This is a genomic window from Nonomuraea mesophila, assembly GCF_004352805.1.
GTDB classification, from domain to species: domain Bacteria; phylum Actinomycetota; class Actinomycetes; order Streptosporangiales; family Streptosporangiaceae; genus Nonomuraea; species Nonomuraea longispora.
Genome location: NZ_SMLD01000001.1, coordinates 119,407 through 131,142, shown reverse-complemented (window position 1 = coordinate 131,142; position 11,736 = coordinate 119,407). Strand labels below are relative to the sequence as shown.

At 71.6% G+C, this 11,736-nt stretch carries 12 protein-coding genes; 8 read left to right on the top strand and 4 right to left on the bottom strand.

What is annotated here, in order from left to right; genetic code table 11:
- Positions 1-66: 66 nt before the first annotated feature.
- Both E1295_RS00755 and E1295_RS00750 read left to right on the top strand, forming a co-directional pair.
- Positions 67-1,515, top strand: coding sequence for a purine-cytosine permease family protein (locus E1295_RS00755; protein ID WP_132627663.1), 1,449 nt, complete (start codon positions 67-69; stop codon positions 1,513-1,515).
- A gap of 35 nt (positions 1,516-1,550) precedes the next feature.
- Positions 1,551-2,018, top strand: a complete 468-nt coding sequence (locus E1295_RS00750; protein WP_132627662.1) for a hypothetical protein — start codon at positions 1,551-1,553, stop codon at positions 2,016-2,018.
- Between the two features lie 20 nt (positions 2,019-2,038).
- Here the strand turns inward: E1295_RS00750 and E1295_RS00745 are convergent, their stop codons facing one another.
- Positions 2,039-3,838 carry an alkyl/aryl-sulfatase gene (locus E1295_RS00745; RefSeq protein WP_132627661.1) on the bottom strand — a complete coding sequence of 600 codons (1,800 nt, stop codon included), beginning with the start codon at positions 3,836-3,838 and terminating at the stop codon, positions 2,039-2,041.
- Between the two features lie 126 nt (positions 3,839-3,964).
- Here E1295_RS00745 and E1295_RS00740 point away from each other — a divergent pair, with 126 nt between their 5' ends.
- Positions 3,965-4,603, top strand: a complete 639-nt coding sequence (locus E1295_RS00740; protein WP_246079751.1) for an HAD family hydrolase — start codon at positions 3,965-3,967, stop codon at positions 4,601-4,603.
- A gap of 33 nt (positions 4,604-4,636) precedes the next feature.
- Positions 4,637-5,578 (top strand): ribose-phosphate diphosphokinase, encoded by a 942-nt coding sequence (locus E1295_RS00735; protein WP_132627659.1) that lies wholly within the window; start codon positions 4,637-4,639, stop codon positions 5,576-5,578.
- A gap of 85 nt (positions 5,579-5,663) precedes the next feature.
- Here the strand turns inward: E1295_RS00735 and E1295_RS00730 are convergent, their stop codons facing one another.
- The gene (locus E1295_RS00730; RefSeq protein WP_132627658.1) at positions 5,664-6,479 is read right to left on the bottom strand and encodes an SDR family NAD(P)-dependent oxidoreductase; all 816 of its coding nucleotides are present in this window, start codon (positions 6,477-6,479) and stop codon (positions 5,664-5,666) included.
- Positions 6,480-6,532: 53 nt separating this feature from the next.
- Entirely contained in the window at positions 6,533-7,300 is a 768-nt protein-coding gene (locus tag E1295_RS00725) for an SDR family oxidoreductase (protein WP_246079750.1), read from the bottom strand.
- Between the two features lie 10 nt (positions 7,301-7,310).
- On the opposite strand from E1295_RS00725, the gene E1295_RS00720 reads away from it, so the two are divergent.
- A complete protein-coding gene (locus E1295_RS00720) occupies positions 7,311-8,039 on the top strand; it encodes a nucleotidyltransferase domain-containing protein (RefSeq protein WP_132627657.1) in 729 nt (242 codons plus the stop codon).
- A 75-nt stretch (positions 8,040-8,114) separates the two neighbouring features.
- Complete coding sequence (locus E1295_RS00715; RefSeq protein WP_132627656.1) at positions 8,115-8,753, top strand: maleylpyruvate isomerase N-terminal domain-containing protein; 639 nt, start codon at positions 8,115-8,117, stop codon at positions 8,751-8,753.
- A gap of 126 nt (positions 8,754-8,879) precedes the next feature.
- Here E1295_RS00715 and E1295_RS00710 read toward each other — a convergent pair whose 3' ends face one another.
- The gene (locus E1295_RS00710) at positions 8,880-9,623 is read right to left on the bottom strand and encodes a GNAT family N-acetyltransferase (protein WP_132627655.1); all 744 of its coding nucleotides are present in this window, start codon (positions 9,621-9,623) and stop codon (positions 8,880-8,882) included.
- A gap of 172 nt (positions 9,624-9,795) precedes the next feature.
- On the opposite strand from E1295_RS00710, the gene E1295_RS00705 reads away from it, so the two are divergent.
- Both E1295_RS00705 and E1295_RS00700 read left to right on the top strand, forming a co-directional pair.
- Positions 9,796-10,992 carry a sensor histidine kinase gene (locus tag E1295_RS00705; protein ID WP_132627654.1) on the top strand — a complete coding sequence of 399 codons (1,197 nt, stop codon included), beginning with the start codon at positions 9,796-9,798 and terminating at the stop codon, positions 10,990-10,992.
- Between the two features lie 22 nt (positions 10,993-11,014).
- Positions 11,015-11,662: a response regulator gene (locus E1295_RS00700; protein WP_132627653.1), complete on the top strand. Its 648-nt coding sequence runs from the start codon at positions 11,015-11,017 to the stop codon at positions 11,660-11,662.
- The last annotated feature ends 74 nt before the right edge of the window (positions 11,663-11,736 follow it).

Below are 11,736 nucleotides of genomic sequence, written 5' to 3'. Positions count from 1 at the left end.
GAAACGTGACCCCCCATACCCACGGCAAGGGTTCGTTTCTTCGCAGAAGGCGAGTAGCGTCCGATCATGGACACGATGGCCGTGGAGCAGAACGGCATCAACGCGGTCCCCGAGTCCGAGCGGCACGGGCGGCCGAGAGACCTCTTCTGGCCGTGGGCGGGCTCGAACCTGTCGTTGTTCGGGGTCGCGTTCGGGGTCTACATCGTCGGGCTGGGCCTCGGCGTGATCCCCGCGATCATCACCGGGGCCATCGGCTACGCGCTGTCGTTCCTGCTGGTCGGCCTGGTCGCGATCGCCGGCGCCAGGTCGGGCGTGCCCACCATGACGCTGGGCCGGGCGCCGTTCGGCTACCAGGGCAACAAGCTGCCCGCGGCGCTGTCGTACGTGTCGAACGTCGGCTGGGAGATCGTGCTCGTCACGCTGGCCGCGCAGAGCGGCGCGGCCATCCTGGGCCGGCTCGCGCCCGGCGTCCCGCCCACGACGGCCACCGCCGTGTGCTTCGCCGCAGCCGCCGTGGTGGTGATCGCGGTCGGCGTGTACGGGCACGCGATGATCATGGTGGTGCAGCGTTACCTGACGTACGCGTTCGTCGTGCTGACCGTCGTCTACATGATCCTCATGGCCCCGAGGCTCGGCGTGTCGCTGGAGACCACCGCCGGCCCCGGCGGCTGGGTGGGCGGGATCATCTTCGCCATGACCCTGCTCGGCCTGGGCTGGGTCAACTGCGGCGCCGACTACTCGCGCTACCTGCCGTCCGGCTCGCGCCCGCGCTCGGTGGCCCTGTGGACGATGCTCGGCGGCGCCCTGCCGCCCATGGTGCTGCTCGTGTTCGGCGTGCTGCTGGCGGGCGGCGACCCGTCGCTGGCCGAGGCCGCGGGCGGCGACCCGGTGGCGGCGCTGGCCGGGGCGCTGCCGACCTGGTTCCTGCTGGCGTACCTGCTGACCGCCATCGGCGGCTTCCTGGCCGGGGCGATCATGGACATCTACTCGTCGGGACTGTCGATGCTGGCGCTCGGCGTACCGATCAGGCGGCACTACGCGGTGCTGATCGACGGGCTGCTCATGGTGCTGGGCGGCTACTACCTGCTGTTCGTCTCCACCAGCTTCCTCGCCACCTTCCAGGCGTTCCTCGCGATCATCGGCGTGGTGATGGCGGCCTGGGCGGCGGTGTTCCTGGTCGACATGTGGCGGCTGCGGGACGGCGGGCGATCGTACGGCGGGCCGGCCGGCGGCGCCGACAGCGCCGACCGCGAGCGGCTGCTGCGTCCGGGCGCTCCTTCGCTGCACTGGCCGGGCCTGGTGTCGCTGGTGGTGGCCTCGGTCGTCGGGCTCGGCCTCATCACCTCGGCCGACGAGAACATCGCCGCGGTCCTCGGCTTCCTCATGAGCCGCGAACTGGAGAGCGGCACGTTCGGGGCGGCCAACATCGGCGTGGTGGTCGCCCTCGTGGTGGCCGGCGCGCTGTACTACCTGCTGACGGCGTTCACCCGGCGTGGCGAGCGGGGGCCTGGCTGATCGGGGCGCTCACCCGGCGTTACGCTGAGTGAGTCATGCCGAACCTTCCGTTGCGGTTGCTGCAGTGGGCGACGCACGTCACGGCGTGCGGGCTGCTGCTCATGGCCGTGGTCACCGTGCTGCTCGACGGCCTCGCGGCCGTGGCCGCCGCAGGCGTGCTGCTCGGTCTCGTGTACGCCGCCGGCCCCGCGCTCGAACGCCGGCCCGTTCCGGCGCTCGTGTGGCTGGGCCTGGTGACGGGCGGCTGGGCCGCGCTGGCCGTGGCGGCGCCGCCGTTCGTGTGGCCGGTGTTCGGGCTGCTGTTCGCCTACCTGCGCATGTTGCCGCTGTGGGCGGCCATGTTCGGGATGACGGTGCTGACGTTCGCGGCCATCGCGGCGGCCGTGTGGCACGCGGGCGAGCTGACGGTCCCGCTGGTCCTCGGGCCGGCGCTCGCGGCCGTGCTGGTGACGTTGCTGGGGCTGGCCTGCGAGGTGCTGCACTCCGAGGCGGCCCGCACCTAGGTCGGCGGGTGGCGCGCGGGTCAGGCCGTCACGATGGCGAAGTCCGGCATCGCCCGGTCCAGCACGGCGACCAGCCGCTGCAACACCGCCGTGTTGCCCTCGCGTTCGACCCCTTCGACGCCCTTGCCCGCCAGGAGCCCGACGAGCTGCTCCTTGGTCAGCCGCAGGGTCAGGTCGGCGGCGGCGCCGCGCGGGTCCCGCTGCTGCACGAGCACCCCGTTGCACAACGTCGTACGGTGCCACTCCCCCAGGTCGGTCAGATGCCAGTCGATGGACAGCCGCTCGTGCCAGGCGCGCGGCCCGTCCACGCGGATGGCGATGGAGTCGAAGATCTGGTCGACGCTCAGCGCGGCGAGCAGGTCCGGCGAGGTGACGTCCATCGTGGCGGGCACGATGCCGTCGGCCAGCTCCAGCGCGCCCATGAGGTAGAAGTTGCGCCAGGTGGCGTTCTCGGCTCCGTGGCCCAGCCTGGTGTAGACCTCGGCGAGCAGGTCGCGGGCCTCCTTGTTGCCCTCGTCGGCGAAGACCGCGTGGTTGAGCAGCTGGGCGGCGAAGCGCAGGTCGTTCTCGCCGATGTAACGCCGGGCGAACTCGACCACGCCGGCGGCGCCGCCCAGGCACTCGACGTAGCGGATCGCGCTCTCCCTGGGCGGGTGTTCCCACAGGTGGGCCGGGTTGCCGTCGAACCAGCCGAGGTAGCGCTGGTAGACGGCCCTGACGTTGTGGGAGAGCGAGCCGTGGTAGCCGTGGGTGTGCCAGGCCCGCTCCAGCTGGGGCGGCAGCTGCATGGCCTCGGCAATCTCGGGCCCCGTCAGGCCCTTGTTGATCAGGCGCAGCGTCTGGTCGTGCAGGTAGGCGTACATGTCGCGCTGCTGCTCGATGAAGCGTACGACGGCCTCGGCGCCCCAGGTGGGCCAGTGGTGCGAGGCGAAGGCGACCTCGGCCTGGCCGTCGAACAGGGAGACGGCCTCGGTCAGGTGACGCGCCCACGCGCGGGCGTCGCGTACGGCGGCGCCGCGCAGGGACAGCAGGTTGTGCTGGTTGTGGGTGGCGTTCTCGGCCAGGCAGAGGGCCCGGTGATCGGGCAGGAACACGTTCGTCTCGGCGGGGGCGGCGGCGTCCGGCGTGAGATGGAAGATCATGCGGATGCCGTCGACCGTCTCCTCCTGGCCGGTCCGCGTGAGGTCCAGCGTGGGCGGGATGAGCGACACGGTGCCCGTCGACGCGGTCATGCCGAGGCCGCAGCCGATCTGGCCCTCGGGCGAGCGGGGCAGCGCGCGGCCGTACAGGTAGACGGCCCGGCGGGTCATCGCGTGGCCGGCGTAGACCCGTTCGGACGCGGCGTGCTCCAGAAACCCCGCGGGGGCCAGGATCGGCACGCCGCCGCCGGTGACGCCGCGTACGCCGCCGAAGTGGTCGACGTGCGTGCAGGTGTAGATGACGCCGGTGACCGGGCGGTCGCCGCGGTGGGCGCGGTACAACTTCAGCGCGGCGGCGGCGCACTCGGTGGAGATCAGCGGGTCGATCACGACGACGCCCCGCTCGCCCTCGACCAGCGTCATGTTCGACAGGTCCAGGCCGCGGACCTGGTAGACGCCGGGGGTGACCTCGTACAGTCCCTGCCTGGCGCAGAGCCGGCTCTGTCTCCAGAGGCCGGGGTGGGCGGTTTCCGGGCAGTCCTCCTGGAGGAAGTCGTAGGAGTCGCCGTCCCAGACGACCCGGCCGTCCGCCGTTCTGACGACCGCCGGGCTGAGCTTCGCGATGAAGCCGCGGTCGGCGTCCGCGAAGTCGCCCTGGTCATGAAGTGGAAGGTCTGCCATGCCGTGTGGCATGCCCGGGAATCACTCGCGATAGCTCAACAGACTTCCCTATTAGCATGAATCTCGGGCAATAAGGACATATGTCGGCTGAGACCTGCCGATAGCCGTTCGCGTATTCTCGCGGTCGTGAGAGCTTGCGTGTTCGACCTCGATGGCGTGCTGGTGGACTCCGAGCCTGTGTGGGAGGAGGTGCGCCGGGCGTTCGTGGCCGAGCACGGCGGCACCTGGCAGCCCGACACGCAATCCAGGCTCATGGGCATGAGCACCGCCGAGTGGTCCGCCTACCTGCACGATCTCGGCGTACGCCGGCCGCCCGCCGAGATCGCCCGCGCCGTCATCGACCAGATGGCCGCCCGCTACCGCGACGGGGTGCCGCTGATGCCGGGGGCGGTGAAGGCGGTGCGCCGCCTGGCGGAACGCCACACGCTGGGGCTGGCCAGCTCGTCGCCGCGCGCGCTGATCGACGTGGTGCTGGACGCGGCCGACCTGAAGCAGTGCTTCGCCGCCACCGTCTCCACCGAGGAGGTGTCGCGGGGCAAGCCGGCACCCGACGGCTACCTGGAGGCGGCCCGGCGGCTGGACGTCGACCCCCGCGGCTGCGTGGCGGTCGAGGACTCCAGCAACGGGCTGCGCTCCGCCGACGCCGCCGGCATGCACGTGATCGCCGTGCCCCACCCGCGTTACCCGCCGGCGCCCGACGCGCTCGCCCTGGCCTGGCGGGTGCTGCCCAACCTCGACGCGCTCACCCCGGAGCTGCTCTCGTGAACGCCGGGCCGGGGTCGCTAAGCTCTGGGAACCGTGCGTGATATCACGGTCTTCAGCGGCAGTGCCCACCCCGAGCTCGCGGAGGAGATCTGCGCCCACCTGGGCACTCCCCTCCACCCCGTCCAGGTCCACCGCTTCGCCAACGACGTACTCGAAGTGCAGCTTCAGGCCAACTGCCGCGAGCGTGACGTCTTCCTCATCCAGCCGCTCGTCCCGCCGACTCAGGAGAACCTCGTCGAGTTGCTGCTGATGCTCGACGCCGCCCGCGGCGCCTCCGCCGCGAGGACCACGGTCGTCCTGCCCCACTACGCCTACGCGCGCAGCGACAAGAAGGACGCTCCCCGCATCTCCATCGGCGGCCGGCTGGTCGCCGACCTCATGGTGGCCGCCGGCGCCAGCAGGGTCCTGGCGATGACGCTGCACTCACCGCAGGTGCACGGCTTCTTCAGCGTCCCCGTGGACCACCTCCACGCCCTGCGCGAGCTGGCCGCCCACTTCCGCCAGTACGACCTGTCCAACGCCGTCGTCGTCTCCCCCGACCTCGGCAACGCCAAGGAGGCCGCCGCCTTCGCCCGCCTGCTAGGCACCGGCGTCGCCATGGGCGCCAAACAGCGTTACAGCGACGACCGCGTGGTCATCAGCTCCGTGATCGGCGAGGTGGCCGGCAAGGACGTGATCATCCTGGACGACGAGATCGCCAAGGGCTCCACGGTCATCGAGCTGCTCGACCGGCTGCGCGAACAGGGCGTCAGGTCCGTACGCGTGGCCTGCACCCACGGGCTGTTCTCGGCCGGAGCGCTCGAACGGCTGGGCGCGCTGCCCGAGGTCGAGGAGATCGTCTGCACCAACACCGTGCCGCCGCCCAAGCCCTGCGACAAGCTCACCGTCCTGTCGATCGCACCCGCCCTGGCCGAGGCCATGCGCCGCATCCACGACGGCGAGTCGGTCAGCGCCCTCTTCGACACCAGCCCGTGAGAGCTCACTTGAGCACCGGGCGGTCTTCTCGAACCGACGTCCTGATCTGTGACGGCAGGCGAAGGGCGACAGGCGTCCGCGCCGCTCAGAACATCCTGATGGTCTGCCCGGTGACCCGCCTGCCCTGGTGGGAGGCCAGGAAGGTGATGACCTCGGCGACGTCCTCCGGCTGGGCGACCTCGCGCAGCACGCCGCTCTCCGCGACCAGCTTCTCCACCTCGGCGTTGACCCATCCGGTGTCGGTCACGGGCGGATAGACCATGTTGGCCGTGATGCCGTACGCGCCGAGCTCGTGTGCGGCCGACATGGTGTAGTTCTCCTGGGCCGCCTTCGCCGCGCCGTAGGAGACCTCCGTGGGGAAGCCGTCGGGGCCGCCGGAGGTGAGGCCGACGATGCGGCCCCAGGTCGCGCCGCGTTCGACGTGCCGCCGCGCGAACTCCGCGATCAGCAGCGCGGGAGCCCGCACGTCGACGGCGAACTGCCGTTCATGCGTCTCCGCGTCGACCGGCCGCAGCGGACGGCCGATGGCGTCATGGCCGGCGGGGCTGAAGGTGTCGCTCAGCCAGCCGCTGGCGTTGTTGACCAGGATCTCCACCGGGCCGAAGGTCTTCTCCACCTGGTCGAACAGGGCCTTGGGCGTCTGCGGGCCGGCCAGGTCGGCCTCGGCGGCCACCGCGGTGCCGCCCGCCTCCCGGATGCGCCGCAGCACCTCGCCGGCGTCGGAGCCGCGGGCCTGGTCGTACGCGGGTGGGGTGGCCGGATCGTTCAGCGGGGCGAGCCGTTTGTAGGTGAGGAAGACCGCGACGCCCTCGGCTGCCAGCGCGACCGCGGTGGCGGCGCCGATGCCGTGATTGGCGCCGGTGATCAGGGCGACCTTCCCTGCGAGGCGTGGATCGATCATGTCGCCATCATGCCCGCGGCGACCGGCCGTCCGCCAAGGCTTTTCACCCGGCCTCAGCCGAAGCCGCCGTTGCTCATCAGCAGCTGGCCGTTGATCCACTGGCCCTGCTCCGAGCAGAGGAAGTCGACGAGGTGCGCGGTGTCCTTCGGTGTGCCGAGCCGGTTGAGCGGCGTCTGACGTAGGCACTGGTCGCGGACCTCGTCCGGCATCCACCCGGTGTCCACCGGTCCGGGGTTGACCGCGTTGGCGCTGACGCCGAGGTGGGCCAGCTCGTGCGCGGCGGCCAGCGTGATGCGGTCGAGTGCGCCCTTGCTGGCGCCGTACGGCAGGTTGCCGACGGTGTGGTCGCTGGTGAGGGCGACGATCCGGCCGGTTCCGTGGGTGCCCCGGAAGCGGCGGCCGTATTCGCGGATCAGCAGCCAGGTGGCCCGCGCGTTCACCGCGAAGTGCCGGTCGAAGCTGTCCACGGTCGTGTCGAGCAGGCCCGATGCGACCGACTCGCAGTGACACATCACGAGCGCGGTGACGTTGCCCAGCGCCCGTTCCGCCTCGTCGAAGATCCGGGACGGGGTGTCCACGTCGGAGAGGTCCGCCTCGATCGCCACCGAGGCCGCGCCGGCGTCCGCGAGGGCCGCGGTGATCGCGTCGGTCGCGCCCGGCTCGCCGCCCCAGGGCATGCGCTCGTCGTAGGCGGACCAGTGGGAGAAGGCGATGTCCCAGCCCGAGGCCGCCAGCCGCCGGGCGATCCCCGCCCCGATGCCGGCGGTGCGGCCCACGCCTGTGATCAGCGCGACCTTTCCTGTACGCCGTGAATCGATCATAGTGGCCATCATGCACGCAGCGACCGAACGCCTGCTGACGGATTTTCTCGACCGGATCGAACCGGCGGTCCCCCTGGTCGCGCTCTGGGCCCACGGCTCGCTCGGGGCCGGCGACTACCGGCCAGGCCGCAGCGACCTCGATCTGGTCGCCGTGCTCGACTCGCCCGTGACGATGCAGCAGTGGCGCGACATCAAGGCCGTGCACCGCTCGCTCGAACCGCCCCTCGCCGCCCTGCTGCACTGCTCGTACCTGCCCCGCCAGGAGCTGGACGATCTCTCCACCGAACACGTGACGTGGGCGCACGAGCGCATCTTCCGCCGTCCCGTCACCGCCGTCACGCGGCGCGAGCTGCACACGGCGCCCCGGCGGTTGTACGGCCCGCCGCCCGGCGAGGTGCTGCCCCCGGTGTCGGACGCGGAGCTGGAGGCGTTCGTCCGGTCGGACCTGCGTGACTTCTGGCTGGTCAAGACGCGGGCGCGGCGGCGCTGGCTGCAGGAGGTCTGGGTGGACCTCGGCGTGCTGACGGTCGCCAGGGCCACGGTGACCCTGCGGGAGGGCCGCCTCATCAGCAAGCGGGAGGCTCTGGACGTGGCGGCCGGGATGGGAGCGCCGGACACCGTGGTGGCCGACATCCGCGCCCGCAGATACGGCACGCCGCCTCCGGTGTTGAGCCGGTTCAGGAGGGCCCGGCTGGCGCGGGCGTTCGTCAGGTCGGCGATCAGGAAGGCCCTGGCCTGAGGACCGCACATGGCCGAAATATGGTGAACGGATAGGGTTGGCGCGTACCACCTGAAGGGGAAGAAAGGGCGGCACATGGGGGAAAGCAGGCAGTCCTATCTGGTGGCCGCGACGTCGGCGGTGTCGCTCCTGCGTCACCCCGCCGTGCGCACGTCGTGGGACAAGCCGAGCGCGCTGACCGAGTTCAGTGTCGCGGGGCTGGCCGGGCACCTGGCTCACCAGCTCGTCAGGGTCGGCGACGTACTCCCGCCGGACGGCGAGGTCCAGGAGCCCATCGACCTCATCGAGCACTACTCACGCTCGCCGTGGGTGCAGGCCGGCCTCGACCACGAGAGCAACCTGAGCATCAGGCGCGGGGGCGAGGCGGCCGCCGCCGACGGGGCCGAAGCCCTGGCGGACAAGGCGCAGGCGCTGCTCGACCACCAGAGCGCCGCGCTGCCCGCCGAACCGGCCGGCCGCGTGGTGTTGCTGCCCTGGGCCGGATGGTGCCTGCGGCTGGACGACTTCCTGCTCACCCGGCTGGTGGAGCTGGTCGTCCACTCCGACGACCTGGCTGCCAGCGTCGGCGTGGACACGCCTGAACTGCCGTCGGCCGTCAACGAACCCGTCGTGGAGCTGCTGGCCCGCCTGGCCGTGCACCGCCACGGAGCCACCGCGGTCATCCGCACCCTGAGCCGCGCCGAACGCGCACCGGCGGCGATAAGCGCCTTCTGAGCCGGGCGCGCCCCTCGCGGCTAAATCCGTACCAGCCGGTCATCGTGCGGCGGCGGCGGGTGCTTCCGACGCCTTCCCATCAGGTGGGGCTGGCCGCAGGCGCCCGTAGTGGCTTCGCCGGTGTGTTCACAACGAGTGCCGCACCCACACGTTCGGCTCCACGTACACGGCGTAGTTCTCCGCGAGGTCGCATATGACCGGGGACAGCGTGAGCGGCACCTCTACGGGACCGTTCACATCGAACGGCTGGCCTGTCCACGTTCGCCACTGCGCCAGCGATCCCGAGATGGTCTGGGACGCCGGCGCGACTTTCACGATGGTGCCGCCGGCGCGTACGTGCACGCGCAACCACGGGTCGGCGGGCAGGCCGTCCTCACGGGTGCGGAACGCGTACTCGGACATCGACGTGTGGGGCTCCAGGTGCTTGCCATTGGGGCGTACGGGCGCCAGCAGCTCCGTGAAACCCTTGGACTTCGCGTTGTCGCGCAGCGCGTTGAGGAGCAATGCGGACAGCCCATTGCCCTGATGCTCCGGATGGATGCTGATCTCCAGGGCGCTCACCGCGTCGGGGGTGATCTCCTTGCGCAGGTCCGAGTGCGCCCACATGAGGATCTGGTCCCAACCGGTGTCGGGCAGTTCGGGGCCACGACCGGGCAGGTTCAAGGCGAAGGGGACGCTGTGGCCGTGTCCGACAAGGACATCGTCCTCGGTGGCGATGACGGCGTAGTCGCGGTGTGGCTGCACGACCGGACCGAACAGGGACCACGCGATCGGGTCGTGATCCATGAACGTCGGCCAGCTGTCGGGCATCTCCCAGACAGTGCCGATGAACTCGGGTCGTTCGGCGAGCGTCGTGATGTGGATGGCCATGGGAGGGACAGTAGCGGCCACGAGAACGTGCCCCAACCGCTTTTGTCGCGCGATGGTTCGCCTCGGTCGACCCGGCCTTACATATCCGCTGTATGCCCCGGCGGCGGCGAAACAGCGGGAGTTACTACTTTCGTCGTCATTCATCCCGCTGACCACCTCATACGCTGTGGACATGCGGTTCGTCCTGCTCGGCTCCGGTGTGTTCGCGGCCTCGCTGCTCGTGGTGCAGGGGCAGGTCGGGGTGCCGTCGAGCCTGCCGCTCCCGGTTCTGGCCGCGATCTCCGCCGCCTCGGGCGTGGCCGCCTGGCAGGTCAGGCGCTCCTGGTGGCCGCTGGCTGTCGTGGGCGCCGTCGGGTACGCCTGGCTGGTGATGTGGCCGCCGCTCATGGTCGCCTCCTACTACGCGGGCCTCACGCTCGGCAGGGGCCGCGGCATCGCCGCCTACCTCGGTGGCTGCCTGGCGGTGTGCGGGATCTCCGCGCTGGTCGGCGAGTGGCAGGACGGCGCCCACCGGCTCGCCACCGCGAGCCCGGCCAACGCGGTGGCCATGGCACTGGCCGTGATCGGGCTGCCGCTGGCGCTCGGTCTCTGGGTACGCGCCCGGCGCGAGGTGCTGGAGGCGGCCAGAGAACGGGCCGAACGGCTGGAACGCGAGCAGGTCATGCGCGCAGAGCAGGCCAGGTCGCAGGAGCGGGCCAGGATCGCCAGGGAGATGCACGACGTGGTCGCGCACCGGGTCTCGCTCATCGTGCTGCACGCGGGGGCGATGGAGCTGCGGGCGGCCGACGACGACACCGCCCGGTCGGCCGCCATGATCGCGGGGATCGGGCGGGAGGCGCTGGCCAACCTGCGCGACGTGCTCGGCGTGCTGCGCTCGCCTCCGCACGAGCTGCTGGGGGAGGACGCCGGCGGCGCGCGCCGGCCGCCGCCCACGCTGGACGACCTCGACCGGCTGCTCGACCAGACGCGCGCCCTGGGCATCGCGGTGACCCGGCACGACGAGGGCGAGGCGCGGCCGGTGGAGGCGAGCGTGGAGCGGACGGCGTACCGCGTGGTGCAGGAGGCGCTCACCAACGTGCACAAACACGCGGGGAACGCCGGCGCGGACGTGCGCATCCGCTTCGGGACCGACGTGCTTGAGGTGGAGGTGCGCAACGAGGCACCCCCACCGCCGCACGAGGAGCCGCGCTCGCCGCACGGAGAGCCGCACTCGCCGCGCGAAGAGCCGCGCCCACCGCGCGAGGAACTGCCCGGTGCGGGCTGGGGCCTGATCGGGCTGCGGGAACGTGTCGAGCTGCTCGGCGGCACCCTGCGCACCAACACCCAGGACGGCGGCGGCTTCCTGGTGAGCGCCCGGATCCCGGCATGACCCGCGGCGCTTGGAGGGTCCGGTGATCCGGGTGCTCGTCGTGGACGACGAGGAGCTGGTCCGGTCGGGGTTGCGGCTGATCCTGGAGGCCGCCGGCGACATCGCGATCGCCGGCGAGGCCCGCGACGGCGCCGAGGCCGTGGCGGCGGCGCGGCGGCTCCGGCCCGAGGTCGTGCTGATGGACGTGCGCATGCCCGGCATGGACGGCCTGACCGCCGCCGCCCGGCTGCTGGCCCTGCCCGACCCGCCCAAAGTCGTCATGCTGACCACGTTCGACCTGGACGAGTACGTGCACGAGGCGCTGCGCCTGGGCGCTGTCGGATTCCTGCTCAAGGACACCCCGCCGAGGGAGCTGGCCGCCGCCGTGCGTACGGTCGCGGACGGTCAGGCCATGTTGTCCCCGTCGGTGACCAAACGCCTGCTGGCGTCGTACGTGGATCGCGCCCCTTCACGTGCCGAGGCCGCGCGCAGGCAGCTCGCCGGGCTCACCGGGCGGGAGGAGGACGTGATCAGGGCCGTGGCCCGCGGCCTGTCCAACGCCGAGATCGGCCGCGAGCTGCGCCTGACGGAGGCCACGGTGAAGGCGCACGTGAGCCGGCTGCTGGCCAAGCTGGGCCTGGCCAACCGCGTCCAGGCCGCCATCCTGGTCCACGACGCCGACCTCGGCTAGCCTGCGACATCCGCGTAGCCGAACCTCGGCCAGCCGGCGACATCCGCGTAGCCGGCCTCGGCCAGCAGGCGACA